The organism is Bacillus sp. FJAT-22090 (genome assembly GCF_001278755.1).
Lineage (GTDB): Bacteria > Bacillota > Bacilli > Bacillales_A > Planococcaceae > Psychrobacillus.
The window spans coordinates 1,916,779-1,933,522 of record NZ_CP012601.1 but is presented as its reverse complement, the minus strand read 5'-3'; the positions used below and the strand labels follow the sequence as shown (position 1 = coordinate 1,933,522).

Genomic DNA, 16,744 nt, shown 5'->3' with positions numbered 1-16,744 from the left:
ACATATGCTGATTTTCTAACTGTATATGAATATATCCCAACTAAAGGTTGATTTTTCCTACAAATAATAAGCACGCTATAAAATGTATTTTTTCATTAAGAATGATGATAGTTTCTACCTGATGTTCCAACTTTGAACGAAATTGCAGGTACAAAAATTGATCGTATGTTAAGTAGAGGAATAGGTGCTCCAGCAGGTCTAGATAAAGAAATAGCCAAAAAACTAGCAGATGCAATTTCAAAAGCAGCTCAAGATCCAGAGCATATCAAGCGTATTGATGACTTAGGTATGGAAGTAAACACGATAACTGGAGAAGAATATTTAGAAAGCTTAAAACAACAAGAAAAAAGTATAAGCGACATGAAGTCCGTATTTGGCTGGTAAACTAAGGTATTATTAAATGAGACTAATAAAGGAGTTGCCCATAGTTTTAAAGGCAGCTCCTTTATATATTATTTTATCTTTAGTTTAAACTAACAATATGTAAACCTTGATTTTTCAAATGCTCAATTATTCTTGGTAATGCTTCTATAACTGCCTGTGATTCGTGTAGTAAGATTATTGACCCTGAGGTTTTAGAATTGACAACATAATTAACAATTTCGTTTGCATTTTGACTTTTCCAATCTTCCGTATCAGCATTCCAAAGTACCATCTTGGTGTTCGTTTTATCCATTAATTCTATTGTAATTTCATTTTTAGAGCCGTATGGTGGTCTAAAAAGAGTTATTTTCTCCTGAGTTATATTTTCAATTAATTTGTTTGTATGTAAGAGTTCGTATTCCTGTTGTTCTACAGATAGATTAGTAAAATTGTGATGATGCATAGAATGGCTTCCAATAGAATACCCATTGAATTTGACATATTGAATAGAATCGTGATGCTTCTCTACATTTTTTCCAATAAAAAAGAATGTTCCACCAACATCATGTTCCTTTAGAATATCTGTAATTTCCTTAGTGAATTTGGAAGGGCCATCATCGAAAGTCAGGGCAACGTTTCCTTCCTGAATGCTAAAGTTAACGTTTTCACTAAGTTCTACTAAAGGAAGGGCAGATTCTTGTTCGGGAATACTAGTTTTTTGAAAAGAGTCGGTTTTTCCTTTCAAGCTAGCGATAGGTATTTCTATTTCTTGCGTTTTATTTTTTTTAAGTTCTTTACTATTTTCATTCGTTTCTGCCATAGATAAGAGTGAATTTGCTACAAGAACGATCGTCAATACACTCATAAAGACTAAGGAGACCCAGGCAAAACTTTGCAAAGATTTTTTATGTTTCTTTTTTTCAGGTTCAATAGATAAAGAAGTGGCAATCGACGGTAAAAGAATCTGGCTATTTACTTCGTCAGTTTTAATAGCTTTTAATCCTTTTACGTATGCTTCTGAACAAGCAAAATAGATTTTTTCACTTTGATCTAGGAAAGTCCTTGTTAAATAACTAATATATTGATTTTTAGTTGAATCCCACGAGCTATAATAGGACAGTCTGTATTTATGATGTTCACCAAACACAGTCAATGCCTTCAGATTCTCAGCTGTGAAATCATCAATTTTCCAAAGTAATTCTACATCTTTTTCAGTTGTTAATTTAATATGCAAAAATGATTGATCTGATTCTATATTAATTGATATTAATTCTACTAATTTTACTAGATAGACTGACATAAGTTGTCTCCTTTCTCTACTAGTGAATGGAGAGTTCCTTTTTTAATCTTTGTTAGTTACTTTAGTAGTGAATGAAAAAGACATTCTCTCAGTAAAATCATTGATTGTTTTCATTAATTCAGTTTTTTCCTCTAGTACTTGTGTAAATTGTTCAATGGATTTTTGATTTTCAACTTCCAATTCTCTTATTCTCTCTTCCAGCTCTCTAATGGATAGCATGTTTTGATACTGATTATTGGAGGACTCTTCTTTAAGCATGTTGTATTTATTGATCTCTTTCTCAAGTTGAATTGAAATATTGTCAAAATCACTGCTTGAAGTGCTTTGATACTCCTTATAATCCTCTAGGAGCTGATCATAGCTCATTTGTTTGTTTGTAAGATTACTTTCAAGTGTACGTATTTCTTTATTTTTGTCTTGAACAAGTTGTTCTTTCTTTACCAAATCATGCTTTAAACGACTATTTGATTCATTTGCAGTTTGTAATTGTTCTTCGAGTCCTTCATTTTTATAAAACATCAATTGCCGATCATTTAGTAGGTTCTCTAACGAAACAATTAAATCTAAAGATAACTTATCTTGGTTATCTTTTGATAATATGTACTTTTTACTAGGCTGTTCTGGAGGAAAGGAATCCTCCATATTACTATACTCTTCTATTAGCTGAATAGAGACTTCTTCTTTTCCTTTTTGTTCTGTTTCGGGAAAATGATTTTGATTTGTAAGAACTCCCTTCAACCAACCCATTGACTTATTTTTGTTATCACTTGACATAATTTCAACTCCTAATAATTTATTAATAATTTTGCAAAAAATAATTCTTCGTAAAAAATGCTACAAAAGTAATTGGTTTAAAATAATAAAAATACATACAAAACTCCTTATGTTCTAATTCTATTGTATGATTCCATCGAATAATGTCAACATAATATGGTAACTTTATAGAATATTGTAAAGAATGTACTGAAAAGAAGTTTAATAACTGTCGAAAAATTTTCAAAGTAAATTAATATAAGTTAATTGACATAGGAACAATATCATAAATTGACAGATATATTTTGGAAAATGTGGTATATTTAACGTTATTATAATATTTCAGAAAAATAAACAGGGGGAATTTTATGTCATCTTCAAAAGTTTTAAAGTGGGTCACCGGTGGCCTTGAAGCAATTTTAGGGATTCCTATTCTAGGGGCAACAATTGTACTCTCATTTTTATGGATACCATTATTTGTGATGTTAATCCTACATATTATTACTCTAGTAATTACTAATAAGGAAGGAGGGTCTACTACTGGCAGCATATTGGGAATAGTTACATCTTGTATCGCGTGGATTCCCTTTGTTGGAATGATCATGCATATACTTACAGCTATTTTCTTAATGATTGACGCATCAAAATCAGATAATAAAGAAAACCAATTTGTGTGACTTTGCAAGTGAAAAGGCGTCCATCAACATGATAGACGCCTTTTTGCAATTTTAAATTTGTTTGTCTTCTAATAGCTTCGTACAAATAAACCTTCTGTTTCCGACCATTCACAATAAGCAATTTTCTTGATATCAGTAAACCCTTGTTCAGAAAGCTTTGTTAATAACCACTTTTTATCTTTACCTATATAAGTTAAGATATCCTCTTTTACTACACCCTCATCTATTAGGAGCACTGTTGGATCTTGATCAGTTGCCTTTGTTGGAAAATCTCCGTTTTTTATTGGCTCATACTGAACGTATTTATTAATAGTTAAATCGCCTCCGGGTTCTAAAAACAAATCCTTTACTTCGCGGAGAGAAAACACACCTTGTTTTCTTAAGGCAGACCGTAATTGTTCCATCTCTAAATGATTTTTATTAAACTTCTTCATATCAAGCTTACCATCACTGATGAGCTTAACAGGTTCTCCTTTTAATAGAACTCGAATAGGGTCCCATTTTTTAGTCGCTTTTTCAATTAAAAATATTAATAGTGCCCAGGTTGTTATAGCCAAAAGGAAATGAGAAATTTTCACTTTTTCGTCAAAAATACTTTCTTCAAGAATTCCTCCTAATACAAGTGTATATATGACATCATATGGAGTTAGCTGAGCTAGCTCTTTCTTACCTAGAATGCGGATTACAGTCATCAACGCTAAAAGACCAACAACTATTTTGATAACTATATCAAGGTACATACTTGTACACCTCCGTGATGCAATGTTACAAGAATATACCCCTTATTAGTTATTTTAAGCATTCTTTAGTTTCATCCGATGAATTCTCATAGTATAATGAATTGTCATTACACATATAATCTTATGTTTTACCATCTGAAAATGCTGAAAAGAGCACGATTAACGATGATATTTAGAAGGCGAGTGTTATAACTATGAAAACAATGACAGTAAAAGATATTGTCCACAGGTTTTCGTTTGAGGTGTTAAGTGGACATGGTCACTTACACCGCGTATTAAAGCAATCTAAAGTGCGACGTCCTGGTCTTGAATTTATGGATAAATTTGATTTTATAGCGACAGATCATGTACAAATATTGGGGAAAAATGAAATAAACTATTTACATACTCTTTCTGAAAACGAATCAAAGCTCCGCATAGGGAATATTGTACGTTATGATCCACCATGTATCGTTATAACATCCAATCAAGAGGAGCCACCTGGTTTAATCTCCTATTGTGTGGAGGAGAAAATTCCTGTATTACGCACTGCTGACTCTACAAGTGAAGTCAGTGAGAAAATTGATGCTTTTGTCATTAAATCGATGGCACCCGAAATAGCTATCCATGGTGTATGTGTCAACGTTTCGGGAATGGGTATTTTACTACGTGGTAAATCAGGGGTCGGAAAGAGCGAAACTGCCCATACGTTGATTGGTAGAGGACATCGTCTAGTAGCAGACGATATTGTCGTATTGAAAAAGTTAAGTCCTCAAACCCTATTAGGATCACATAATGAAAAGAACAAGGAATTTTTGGCGTTACGCAGTATCGGATTGCTAAATGTTGTTCGTCTTTATGGAAGAAAGGCGTTTCAAGAAGAAACAAGGATTGCACTTGATATTGAATTAACAAAGTGGGAGCATAATGCGCTGAATAATGAGTTAGAGCTGGAGACGAAGTTTATTGATTACATGGGGGTTCAAATCCCGCATATTCAAATTCAGCTACAGCCTGGACGTGATGTTGCTGGTTTAATTGAAGCAGCAGCAAATAACTGGTATTTAAAACAACAAGGGTATAGTGCTGCAGAAGAGTTTGTAAAACGACTCGAGAAAGATTTTGATGAACCAAAGTCAAATTAATTTAAAACCATTCTTATCTCCACTTTTACCTGGTGGGGGAGGAATGGTTTTATTAATTTAACACCTCGTTTACAATATATTTGTATAATAAAAGGGTCTTCTTTTTGAATTTTCACATAAATAATTCTAGACATGTAAGAAAACCTAACATATACTAATTAATCATATCATTCGATGTGAAGAAAAATGAATGGGGGAATTGAATGTCTAAGAAAAGAGTAGGGCTATCAGATGTACTAGAGGTTATACCTAAAGTGTTGCAAATTTTTTTGAATCTCTGTTTAGTGCTTTTGGCACTAATATTATCATTCCTCCTCATCAAAGAGCTCACTATCTTTGTAAAGATGTTGATGGTGGAAGGGAGCAATGACTACAAGCAATTCCTCGCAAATATCCTTATTTTCTTTTTGTATTTTGAATTTATAACAATGATTGTAAAATATTTTAAAGAAGACTACCATTTTCCGCTACGTTATTTTTTGTATGTTGGAATTACCGCTATGATTCGACTCATTATTGTAGAGCATGATCACCCTATAGACACATTACTGTATTCATTAGTTATTTTAATATTAATAATCGGATATTTTATTATGAATGTTACTCCTTTAGAAAGACCGAATCGTCACTGGTTTTTTAAGAATACGGAGGAAATAAAAAGAGGCACCCTCCCTAGTTGAGGATGCCTCATTCTGTAAAAAAAACACTTGAATTCTTCGTTTCTGTAAATCGTTGGATTGTTGATAATTTCTTATACTTTATTTAATCCACCGTAACAGAAAGCTCTTTTACATGTAATGAAGGTGAACCATATCCGCCTGGAAGGAAGTGGAGGTCGGTTCCAATTTCTTCTATCCCCTTTATTAAATCAAAGAAATTACCTGCAATAGTCATTTGTTTGACAGCAGATGATATTTTTCCATCTTTAATATGAAAACCAGTTGCTGCTACGGAGAAATCTCCTGAAATTACATTCGTCCCTGAGTGAAGCCCTGACAAACCTGTTATCAAAACACCTTCTGCAAGGGAAGATATAAGGTCTTCCTTTGCTCTTTTTCCGGGTGCAATATACATGTTCAAAGGGGCAACGGTCAGGGTGCTTTTGTAAGATGGTTTATGAGCATGCCCGGTTGTTTCGCTTCCTTCCATTTTAGCGGTTTTACGGTTATGCAGAAGAGTCTCGAGTATTCCATTTGAAACAATGGTGCGTCTTTTGGTCGCCACTCCTTCTCCATCAAAATTTGAGCCTGCTACTGCTTCTGGATGGAAAGGGTCATCAAGTAATGTGAATAAATCGTTTGCGACCTTTTGTCCAACTTTGCCTTTTAAAAGTGATTGGTCCTTTTGCGTGTTTTCTGCCGAGAAAATCGGTGAATAAGTAGCAAGTAGTGACCCTGCTGCATCGTTTCGCAAAATAATTGGGTATTTACCTGCAGGAATTGATTTCTCGCCAAGATTAGATAGAGCTTCCTCAGCTACCTTTTTTGCGATGTCATCAGCATTCAAAGAATGAAAATCTCGTGTCATTTTAATGTAACTACCTGTCTTCATTTCTTCACCATCTTTTGCAACAGCAGAAATGAAAATGATGAGTCCGTTCTTTTTTTCATTCAATGAGAGGCCTTTACTGTTTGTTAACAATCTCTCTCCAGAAAAGTCTTGCAAAATACAATAGTTTAACGTGATGATTCTAGGATCGTATGCCAATACTTTCTTTTCAATTGATTTGATAAAATCAATTTTGTCAGGAATTTGGACTAATGCTAGCTCTTCACTATAGAAATTATGGCCAGCATATTCATCACTACCTTCAAAAATATCTGTACCATCATTATCGTCCAGTACTTCGGCATTTTCTTTCGCTCGTTCTATTAAAAATAGAATAGAGTTTTCATCCACTTTTTCTGTATACGCGTACCCAATTTTCCCGTTATATAGACCTCGTAGACCAAATCCTGCGTCTTCCGAAGTTTCATAGCTATCAATTTCTCCCTCAAAAATCATGCATTGGAAGGATTCAGATCGTTCATAATATACTTCAGCTTCCGTGAAACCAACGTTTTTTGCTTTATTAAGAAGTTCTTCTTGAAATTCAGTAATATTCATTTTTCTAAACTCCCTTCGTACCACCAACTGTTATTTCACTGACACGTATCATTGGCTGCCCGACATTAACAGGAAGGCTTCCGCTTGTTGCACCGCACATTCCTGCACCATGGGCAAGATTATTTCCAACACGATCTACAAGCTGTAATGTTTTAGCGCCATTACCAATGAGTGTTGCACCTCGAACCGGACGATCTATTTTCCCGTTTTTCACAAGGTACGCCTCCATAACTGCGAAATTATAATCACCTGTTGCAGGATTTACTTGACCTCCACCCATGTATTTTGTGTAAAGTCCATACTCAGTGGAAGTGATAATTTCCTCAGGTGTTGAAGTACCAGGTGCAATATACGTATTAGTCATTCTAGAAGTTGGATTGAAACGATAAGATTCACGACGAGAAGAACCAGTTGCTTCTGATTTCATACGGCGTGCATTAAACTTGTCAATTAAATAGCCCTTTAATATACCATTTTCAATCAATACATTTTTGCGTGTTTTTTCACCTTCATCATCTATATTGAGAGATCCCCATTCGTTTGGTAGGGTACCATCATCTATATAAGTCACGATATCTGGTGCAACCTTCTCGCCTATACGGTTAGCAAAAACTGAATTATTCTTTGCTACAGAAGTCGCTTCCAATCCGTGTCCACATGCTTCATGGAAGATAACCCCTCCAAACTCATTGTCAATAATTACCGGAAATTTACCACTTGGACATTCATCCGCACCAAGCATAGTTACAGCGATTCGTGCAGCTTCACCTGCATAATGTTCAAGATTAAGATTTTCGATAAATTCAAACCCTGCATGCGCTCCTGGCCCATAAAAGCCGGTCTGCATTTCTACTCCGTCAGTAGCAGTAGCCTGAATAGATAGTCTACTGTGAACTCGGGTATCTTCAACAAATTTACCTTCCGAATTTGCAATCAGTACATTTTGTTCCTCATCGAAATAGCGAAGACTAACTTGTTGAATGCGTTCATCATAATTTCTAGCGATTTCATTTGCTTTCCGAATGATAGCGACCTTCCTTGCATGTTCAACCGTTTGTGGCATTTGTGCAATTTGGTGAATCGGATTATACAGCTCTCTTTGTAGCGGGTGAATAATTCCGTGGGATCCCCCTTTTATGGCATGTGCTGCACGCTTTGCAGCTAGTAGCAAACCTTCTTCCGTAAAGTCAGTCGTATAGGTATAGATACTTTGAAAACCTGAAAATATTCGGATACCTACTCCAAAATCACGACCGGAAATACTTTTCTCTATCTTTCCACTTTGCATTTCCATTCTGTTCACATACTTATCTTCAATGAAAACTTCCGAAAAATCACCGCCCGTCGATAGAGCAGCTTCCAATACATTTTCTATAACTGATTGTTTTATCAATTTTCCATCCCCCTTCTACTTTGGATTATAGCGTATGATTTTTGTAAATACACTTATAAATTTGATAATTTAGTATTTTTTGTGATTTCTCATAAAAAAATTAGTAAATCATTGCGAGCACAATTAATGTATGAAACGTAGCCGAGAATATTCTTATTTTCATTATTTCTTTTAATGTTTGATCATTGACGCTTGGAGTGTGTATATAACGATCAACTTATCGAGTTATTTAGTGGTATGTATCCTGTCCAAAACCTCCTGTAGTAGTGGCGAAATAAATGAAGAGAGTGGGATTCCCACTCTCTTACATCAGTAATTATTATTCATCAAGTAATTAAATTTTTTTCAAAATAAATCAAGAGAAGGGGATAGCTTTAATTTATTAAATATATCTTTCTTATCATTCTAAGTCGCTTTGGGGCAGGCAAAAAAACTCATTTTACTTATAACGGAGATTCCGCTTCATAAGTAAATGAGTTATTACGGGCTAATGTTAAATTATGAATTAATAGAAATAATGTTTATGGATAGTTTGTGAGCAGAATGTATATCACTCAATTACTTCAAACCAAAGTTTTGATTTATCTTCGGGGTCCCCATTGTAATTAATGGTTAATTCTTCCCCGTTATTAATATCATCTATGGCATAAAAGTCAATGGATAGATTTTTTTTATTATTAACAAATCTTACATTAGGAGTATAGGAATGATTAAAAAGTGCTCCATATCCAAGTGCGATTGCAGTACGTTTACCCCAATGGAAGCAGTAATTTAAAAGTATGGTTTTCTTCATATATTTCCATTCATTTCTAGGTGAAACTATAACAGGTGATACCTCGATAAGTTCATCCTTTTTAATGTCACGTGTAGCAAATAATCCTTTTCCATACTTCCCCGTTTCTTTAATACAAAAGGGTCCCACTGTGAAAACTCCTTTCTGTAATATTAAAAGCGTATCAAAACTATATAATTATTATTTATTTAAGATTCTTTAATTGCTCTTTTAAATAATTATTTCGGTCACGAATAAATTGAAAAATGATTTCTGGCTCATTATCAAAAATATCAACCTTATTATTTTTATAAGGATCTAGAAGGAGGTTGGGACGGACTAATTGATGTAAATCTAGTACTTTATTTTCCATGTACTTAACCGTAAACTTAGTTTCCAAGATTTCTTCTAATACTTCTTTATAAAGCCTTCGAAATTCCGGTAATTGGATGAGAAGATATAATAGATGATTTCCTTTTTTGCCTTCAATAGGAACGTAAGTATGCTCCATGATTCCACCGCTGACTTTTCGACCCCAAGTCGCATCATAATCCCAAGGGAGTATTTCGAACATACGTGTCTCACTATTGCGATAAAGGGCGTAGTTGTGAGTAAAACCGTCGTTGTTCATTGTGCAAATTGCCCCGACCAACCAGTTCAAGTATTTGTCCATATTAATATACTGGGAGACTTCTTCGAGAAACTTAGATTGTGGCGTCGTATTTACGATGGTAATCAAATCATGAAGAAAGTCATCGTCTGATGGATCTCCTGACGCTTGTATATAGCCGTCTAAAAGCGATTCCTTTGGCTTCTCGTCTCTCGTAAAGGAAAAATTTGCATCATTGTTGATGGCATAATAAATGGGACCAGCTGGTAACCCTCTTTTTTTCAAAAATAGATCATCTACGGATTCCAATTGAAGATATACCCCTTTAAAAGTTCCGTTTCTGTAAAAGTTTATATGCTGACTTTCTGGAGAAAGAACACCAAGGTCTTGAAAGAAGTCGAGCGATAGTTTATTTCGAATAAGAGACGGATCTCTGTATTCTGCATTAAGATGTATTTTACGAGCTCCAAAAAACATTTCGGAATCGAAATCAATCACATAGGATCGTTTTCGAAACTTTCGTGTATAAGCACCGCGATAGGCAATCTTTATATCATAAACGGTTTTATCAACCTTCAACTTGCTGGAAACAGAGTCATCATTTTTTAGATTCTTTCTTAAACGGTTTAGGTCTTCTTCTTTAATCTTTAAGAAATAAGAAGGAATTAGATTTGACATGTAATCACCTCCTGCTATTTAATGGCTAGTAAAATGCTATGCTATGCTATGGCTGGAGCTGACTACTAACATAGCCTTAGTACTTTTCTTTTTACGAGGGCTATGTTAGTAGTCAGTAAATGAATAGAATTTAGCATTAATCAACTACTTAGGATTAAAAGCTTCCCTTAACCTAATGGAAATTGATTAAAGGAAGGCTTCTAACTTTTTCTTTTAAATGGGTTTATAGTAAATGTGGTTTATGAAGAAGAGCTACTTGAAGACGAGCTACCAGTAGACGAACTACTACTATTTCCTTTTGCCACGTGAGCTACTACTTGAAGAACTTCTTGAAGACGAGCTGTGGGTAGATGAACTTCCAGTAGACGAACTACTACTATTACCTTTTTTGCCATGTGATTTACTACTTGAAGAACTACTTGAAGAAGAGCTGTGAGTAGATGAACTTCCAGTAGACGAGCTACCAGTAGACGAACTACCACTATTTCCTTTTTTGCCATGTGAGCTACTACTTGAAGAATGACTTGAAGAGCGACTAGAAGAGTGACTTGAAGATGTAGAACCAGTAGACGAGCTTCCAGAAGATGAACTACCACTATTTCCTTTTTTTCCTCCCATAACAGGCACCTCCTTAATAACAGATTTAGATTATAATACGCAACGTATTTATTGTTGAAGGGACAAATAACTCAATCAATGAAAAGACATTTCGTTGTTATTTAGAGACATAATTATTTCCCTTCCAAGAATGACTAACCTAATGGCGTAATGCTACGACTTGGGTGTAGTCCTTTTATAGAAAATTATTGAATTGGGTATTATTCTTCCTACTGATAAAATCAGTTTTCATATTTCTTGTGTACAGCCATAAACCGACAATGGCTGTACACAAGAAATATGATGCCTTCTGGACGAACTCTTTGACATTATAGAGGATCGACAATCGCATCTCCCGAGTAGTTGTTCTCACTTGCAAGTCCACGGATCGACCAACCCATCCACAACCTAAAGCAAACAAAGAAAAGAGATGGATATGAAGTAAGCTTTTACGATCAATATTTTTCGTTTTTTATCCCTCCATTAAAATCCTTAGTAAAGTTAAGTGGACTAGTAACTCTTTCGTATGTCACTTTTATTGACATAAAATAAAATAAATTCTGATAATGGTATTGACTTAAAGAAAAATACAAGTAAAATAAATATTATATAAATGATGTTATGTTTCCTAACATTATTAAGTTATGTAACATAACATAATAAAAAGGGGGAGTAATTTAATGGAAGAAGTCATGTTTTTGATGAACAGTTTATGGACGATGGTTGCTGCAATTTTAGTTATTTTTATGGTTGGAGGATTTATCCTTCTGGAAGCTGGATCTACACGGATGAAAAATGCGGGTCACGTTGCAGGGAAAACCATTTTCACATTTGGTTTAGCTTCATTAGTGTTTTGGGCACTAGGTTACGGTTTTATTTTTGGGGGTAATGCAAATTTCTTGGTTGGAATGTCAGACTTTTTCTACGATGGGAGTCTTATCGAAGATGCTGGTCTTGCTACTACTGTATTTTTTGTATTCCAACTAGCTTTTGCAGGCATTGCTGTGACAATTGCTCTTGGAGGATTTGCTGAGCGTGCAAAATTTTCAGCTTATGTGATCTTTACCATTCTTTTCGGAATTATCGTATATCCTATTATTGCTCACTGGGTATGGGGTGGTGGCTGGTTAGCGGAGCACGGCAAGCAAGATTTTGCGGGTTCTACTGTAGTTCATTTAACTGGGGCAATGGCAGCGTTAGCTGCAACAATGTTGCTTAAACCGAGAATCGGCAAATTCAACAAAGACGGGTCAGCTAATAATCTTGCAGGTCATAACCAAGTTTATACGACATTAGGAGTATTAATCCTTTGGGGTGGTTGGTTTGGATTCAACGCAGGAAGTACAGTATCAGTAGATGGAGCATTCTTTGGATTTGTTGCTTTAAATACTACACTTGCTGCTGGTGCAGGCGCAGTTGCTGCAACGTTAATCTCTTGGGTCGTATTAGGAAAATCAGATATTACAACTATATTAAATGGTGCATTAGCAGGCTTAGTTGCCATTACAGCTTCCTGTGCATTTGTAGATGTTTGGGCATCTGTTATTATTGGTTTTATAGCTGGAGTACTTGTATTCTACAGCGCTAGATTCTTTGAAAAGAGAAAAATTGATGATCCAATTTATGCGCTATCAGTACATGGAGCGGCGGGTGTGTGGGGTACTTTGTCAACAGGATTCTTTGCCACACCAGAGCTTGCAAGTGTTGGTAAACCAGGATTATTTTATGGTGGTGGATTGGAACAATTAGGGGTCCAATTAATGGGGGTTGTCGCTTGTGGTCTATTTGCTTTCATAGTTTCCTATGCTATCTTATTTATAATGAAAAAAGTAATGGGTGGCATTCGTGTTTCTGAAGAAGAAGAAATCATGGGCTTAGATATGAGCGAACACGGTAATTATGGGTATCCAGAACAAATGATTTTAGAGGAATCGAAATCATAAAATAATTATAACTCAACAATAAAAAGCCTCTGTATCAGGGGCTTTTTGCATAAAAGGAAGTGTTATTGTGGAAACGTATGAATCTATTAGAGAATGGAAGGATGAAAATATTACTACCTTTCTGGATGATACTGTTTCTCTAAATGATTTTCATGATCTTGTGATGCGCAAAGTAATGGAAATGGCCAAATGCAAAATGAAAAGTGAGAGTCCTCCATGCGACTTTACATGGTTTATAACAGGGAGTGGCGGACGATTTGAACAGGGCGTTATAAGTGATCAGGATCATGGTATCGTTTATGCAATATCGAATGAAGAAAATGATGAGTACTTTAAAAAGCTAGGTGAAGAACTATCATATGGACTTAATATTACTGGTTATCCGTATTGTCAAGGGAATATTATGAGCTCTAATCCAATCTGGTGCAAGTCATTTCAAGACTGGCATACACAACTTCGGGAATGGATGGAAAATGAAAGCTGGGAGAATATTAGGTATTTACAAATTTTTTTTGATGCAAGAGTATTACACGGTAAACTCGGCTATATCCATCGATTAAAATACTTCATTTATCAATATCAATTGCAAAGCCCGAATCTCTTCCATCGTTTTATCGCTAATGTTATGCATGTGAAAAATGTCATAGGACCATTTGGGCAAATTTTAGTGGAGCAACATGGTGTTTATCAAGGATGTGTGAATTTGAAGTATGCAGCCTTTTTACCTTATGTTAACTCTGTTCGATTACTCTCTATTAAAGAGGGGATTTATGAAAATTCTACATTAACCCGAATGAACACATTGATCCGCCAAAGTGGTTATGAAAAACTTCTGCATAATTGTGAAAAAAATTTTGCAGACTTATTAAACTATCGTTTGTCTTTATTTCGAGCTGAAACTTATACAGATACGCATAATTTAAATATAGAAAAATTATCTAAAGAAGAGCGTAAAGGAATAAAGAGAATAATAAAGGATGGTAAAAGGCTTCATGATGAAGTGATAGCTTTCACTTTATCCAAATAATGATTCATGTTAACTGTTACAGAGAAAGTAACGAATTTTGAATAGTAATAGTATGGTGGCATGAATTTGTACACAAATACGCTAAGGTGTTTTTGAACAGAAAAAGGGTGTTAGAGATGGCATTTGAACCATTTATGCAAATTTTACGTGGGCTTCAAGGAAAGCGGACGAACATCGGTCTTGGGGATATACGAAATACCCAACAAATGGCCTTTTTACGACATTTGCAGAAAGAAATGAATCAAGAAGATGCTTTAAATATACCCTTACATGAGTTAAATGTCGTCGTGTTTGATATAGAAACAACTGGCTTTTCTCCAGAAAAAGGAGATGGCATACTTTCCATTGGTGCAACAAAAATGTATGGCACGACCATTCTCGAAGAAGATAATTTTTATTCTTTAGTCCGTTATGAAAAGGAAATACCAGAGCATATTGTGCAATTAACTGGCATTACCAATGAACAAGTATTAGAAGCGAAGCCATTAGCAGATGTTTTTATAAAATTTCTTGAATATAAACAAGACTGCACATTAGTTGCTCATCACGCTACTCATGAAAGGAACTTCTTGCAATCTGCAAGTTCTCTATTGTTTCGCACACCTTTCAAACATCGAATTGTAGATACATCTTTTCTCTTTAAAATAATTGAACCTAAAATGAATATGACGACGTTAGAAGATTTATGTAGTCATAACAACATTCCTGTAGTAGGTCGTCATCACGCATTAGGTGATGCGAAAATGACCGCAAAACTATGGAGCATTTACTTAGAAAAAGCGCAACTAATTGGATGTGAAACATTGCATGATGTTTATAATCGATTTGCAAGAATGTGAAACTTGAAAGACCTGCATGAAATGCTCATGCAGGTCTTTTTTGATAATTATTATTAGTAGTTGATTTTTTCTTTAATCTACTAGTTTTCGTTTAGAAACGATGACGCCGTCCTCGTCGGCGTATACAAAGTAACCTGGATTCCATTCGACTCCTAAAAATTGAACAGCTACGTCTTGTTCACCTTTTCCTGCTTTTTGACTTTTTAATGGGTTGCTTCCTAATGCAAAAATGCCAATTTCCAATTTGGATAGCTCTGAAGTATCGCGTGCACAACCATTTATAATGACTCCGGCTAATCCTCTATCTTGAGCGATTTCAGCAAGACGATCTCCTAATAAAGCACATCTGCGAGATCCTCCGCCGTCTACTACTAAAACATTTCCTGATGGTATGGTTTCGAGAGATTGCTTTACTAAGACATTGTCTTCAAATACTTTGACAGTACTAATAGGTCCTGAAAAACTTTTCTTTTTTCCGTATGATGTAAAATCCGAACCAATTACTTGAATCTCATTTGAAAAATCATCACATAAATCAGTCGTTTTAAAGTTCATTATTCCGCCTCCTAGTTATAATAAAAGATTACAAGTATTACATATTTATCATTATAGTATTGAAGTGTCAAAAAATTAAGTTTTTTTGTTTCCTATTATCTTGCTTATTACACTTTTTATGCATACTAAAAACCTGTCTCCACAATATGTGTGGTGACAGGTTTTATCATTATTGCAAAATATTCGATGTAGTTGTATTTTTGTCAGTTGAATTTGAAGCATTTATGACCGATGAAGCTGCAACATCTTTATTAGCTGCACCGTCTAAAAGAGGTTTTGTTGCATTTGTATTTTGATTGTTGTTCCCATTCGAGGATGTAGCTTGCTTGTTATTACTATTAGTTGATTTGGCAGAAGCATTTTTCTGTACATTAGATGTCCCATTTGTTGCAATACCGTTCGTCTTTGATGCTCCACCTGTAGCAGATGCTTGTTTCTTAACATTATTCGTTCCAGCAGGATTTTGTGTTCCAGTCATACTAGCGGCGCTACTCATCATTTGACCGACTTGTGGTGCTACGGTTTGAGCAATGTTACCAATAGTTTGAGCAGCAGTTCCACTTGTCATTTGTTGGGCAGCATTTCCGATTGTCTGAGCAATGTTGCCACTTTGACCATTTTGTTGATTACCACTACTCATGTTTTGAGTTCCTGCCTTATTATTTTGAGCAGCATTTCCGCTAGTTAATTTTTGTGCAATATTTCCGATCATTTGCATGATGTTTCCGCTTGCTTGAGTAATAGTTCCACTTGTAGAACTTTGCAATGATTGAGATCCGCTAGTAGCGCCGACCCCAGCTAATGTACTTTGAGAAGCATTTTTGTTCATCATTTTTTGTATCATGTTACTATTCAACATGGTTGAACCCACTGCTTTTGATGGGCAATATTTAGTTGCACCTTCCGCAGCTGTCATTGCACCAAACATGATGAGCATTTGACCGCTTCTGCTTTTAGGATTTCGCATTAGTTGTGCAGTACCGTATGCGGTCATCACTGATCCCATCATGAAACGAGTAAATGCACTTTTTGAACCGATGTTTTGTTGTGGTTTATTGGTCATTTGTTTGGAATTCCTCCTATCTGAATTATCAAAAATGAGCTTTAGTAATACGGTAGATATGCTACTATTGGATTAAAGATAACTACAACAAGTGAATGCATCATATTAATTTCTTGTGAAAGGGAATATATAGATTTTGGTTCCGTATCATTTATGCAAGAAATGAAAGAAGTTCAAAAATCTAATGTAAACATGTGATTGATT

16 protein-coding genes and 1 pseudogene are annotated in these 16,744 nt (G+C 35.1%); 7 read left to right on the top strand and 10 right to left on the bottom strand.

Going from position 1 to position 16,744, the window contains the following annotated elements; translation table 11 throughout:
- Positions 1 to 126: 126 nt before the first annotated feature.
- Positions 127 to 384: pseudogene (locus tag AM499_RS09985) on the top strand (hypothetical protein); the annotation flags it as partial.
- 79 nt (positions 385 to 463) lie between these two features.
- On the opposite strand, the gene AM499_RS09980 reads toward AM499_RS09985, so the two are convergent.
- Positions 464 to 1,663: a polysaccharide deacetylase family protein gene (locus AM499_RS09980; RefSeq protein ID WP_053590067.1), complete on the bottom strand. Its 1,200-nt coding sequence runs from the start codon at positions 1,661 to 1,663 to the stop codon at positions 464 to 466.
- Between the two features lie 42 nt (positions 1,664 to 1,705).
- Positions 1,706 to 2,437 (bottom strand): hypothetical protein, encoded by a 732-nt coding sequence (locus AM499_RS09975; protein ID WP_053590066.1) that lies wholly within the window; start codon positions 2,435 to 2,437, stop codon positions 1,706 to 1,708.
- 347 nt (positions 2,438 to 2,784) lie between these two features.
- Here AM499_RS09975 and AM499_RS09970 point away from each other — a divergent pair, with 347 nt between their 5' ends.
- The gene (locus AM499_RS09970) at positions 2,785 to 3,093 is read left to right on the top strand and encodes a hypothetical protein (RefSeq protein WP_053590065.1); all 309 of its coding nucleotides are present in this window, start codon (positions 2,785 to 2,787) and stop codon (positions 3,091 to 3,093) included.
- Between the two features lie 68 nt (positions 3,094 to 3,161).
- Here the strand turns inward: AM499_RS09970 and AM499_RS09965 are convergent, their stop codons facing one another.
- Positions 3,162 to 3,833: a DUF421 domain-containing protein gene (locus AM499_RS09965; RefSeq protein ID WP_053590064.1), complete on the bottom strand. Its 672-nt coding sequence runs from the start codon at positions 3,831 to 3,833 to the stop codon at positions 3,162 to 3,164.
- Positions 3,834 to 4,027: 194 nt separating this feature from the next.
- Here AM499_RS09965 and hprK point away from each other — a divergent pair, with 194 nt between their 5' ends.
- Entirely contained in the window at positions 4,028 to 4,957 is a 930-nt protein-coding gene (gene hprK / locus AM499_RS09960) for an HPr(Ser) kinase/phosphatase (RefSeq protein WP_053590063.1), read from the top strand.
- A 203-nt stretch (positions 4,958 to 5,160) separates the two neighbouring features.
- Positions 5,161 to 5,637, top strand: coding sequence for a phosphate-starvation-inducible protein PsiE (gene psiE, locus AM499_RS09955; RefSeq protein WP_053590062.1), 477 nt, complete (start codon positions 5,161 to 5,163; stop codon positions 5,635 to 5,637).
- An 82-nt stretch (positions 5,638 to 5,719) separates the two neighbouring features.
- Here psiE and AM499_RS09950 read toward each other — a convergent pair whose 3' ends face one another.
- The 5 genes from AM499_RS09950 to AM499_RS09930 all read right to left on the bottom strand — a co-directional run bounded on the left by AM499_RS09950 (position 5,720) and on the right by AM499_RS09930 (position 11,112).
- The gene (locus tag AM499_RS09950) at positions 5,720 to 7,063 is read right to left on the bottom strand and encodes a TldD/PmbA family protein (protein ID WP_053590061.1); all 1,344 of its coding nucleotides are present in this window, start codon (positions 7,061 to 7,063) and stop codon (positions 5,720 to 5,722) included.
- Positions 7,064 to 7,067: 4 nt separating this feature from the next.
- Complete coding sequence (locus AM499_RS09945) at positions 7,068 to 8,456, bottom strand: TldD/PmbA family protein (RefSeq protein WP_053590060.1); 1,389 nt, start codon at positions 8,454 to 8,456, stop codon at positions 7,068 to 7,070.
- A 550-nt stretch (positions 8,457 to 9,006) separates the two neighbouring features.
- On the bottom strand, positions 9,007 to 9,378 hold the full coding sequence (locus AM499_RS09940; RefSeq protein ID WP_053590059.1) for an SET domain-containing protein: 372 nt from the start codon (positions 9,376 to 9,378) through the stop codon (positions 9,007 to 9,009).
- A gap of 55 nt (positions 9,379 to 9,433) precedes the next feature.
- A complete protein-coding gene (locus tag AM499_RS09935; RefSeq protein ID WP_053590058.1) occupies positions 9,434 to 10,516 on the bottom strand; it encodes a CotH kinase family protein in 1,083 nt (360 codons plus the stop codon).
- 239 nt (positions 10,517 to 10,755) lie between these two features.
- Entirely contained in the window at positions 10,756 to 11,112 is a 357-nt protein-coding gene (locus AM499_RS09930; protein ID WP_053590057.1) for a hypothetical protein, read from the bottom strand.
- 681 nt (positions 11,113 to 11,793) lie between these two features.
- Here AM499_RS09930 and AM499_RS09925 point away from each other — a divergent pair.
- The 3 genes from AM499_RS09925 (at position 11,794) to AM499_RS09915 (ending at position 14,922) form a co-directional block, all read left to right on the top strand.
- The gene (locus tag AM499_RS09925; RefSeq protein ID WP_053590056.1) at positions 11,794 to 13,056 is read left to right on the top strand and encodes an ammonium transporter; all 1,263 of its coding nucleotides are present in this window, start codon (positions 11,794 to 11,796) and stop codon (positions 13,054 to 13,056) included.
- Positions 13,057 to 13,123: 67 nt separating this feature from the next.
- Positions 13,124 to 14,083 (top strand): DUF294 nucleotidyltransferase-like domain-containing protein, encoded by a 960-nt coding sequence (locus tag AM499_RS09920; protein WP_053590055.1) that lies wholly within the window; start codon positions 13,124 to 13,126, stop codon positions 14,081 to 14,083.
- Between the two features lie 116 nt (positions 14,084 to 14,199).
- Entirely contained in the window at positions 14,200 to 14,922 is a 723-nt protein-coding gene (locus AM499_RS09915; protein ID WP_053590054.1) for an exonuclease domain-containing protein, read from the top strand.
- Positions 14,923 to 14,994: 72 nt separating this feature from the next.
- Here AM499_RS09915 and rraA read toward each other — a convergent pair whose 3' ends face one another.
- Both rraA and AM499_RS09905 read right to left on the bottom strand, forming a co-directional pair.
- Positions 14,995 to 15,477 carry a ribonuclease E activity regulator RraA gene (gene rraA / locus AM499_RS09910; RefSeq protein WP_053590053.1) on the bottom strand — a complete coding sequence of 161 codons (483 nt, stop codon included), beginning with the start codon at positions 15,475 to 15,477 and terminating at the stop codon, positions 14,995 to 14,997.
- A 169-nt stretch (positions 15,478 to 15,646) separates the two neighbouring features.
- A complete protein-coding gene (locus AM499_RS09905; protein ID WP_053590052.1) occupies positions 15,647 to 16,540 on the bottom strand; it encodes a YgaP-like transmembrane domain in 894 nt (297 codons plus the stop codon).
- Positions 16,541 to 16,744 lie beyond the last annotated feature (204 nt).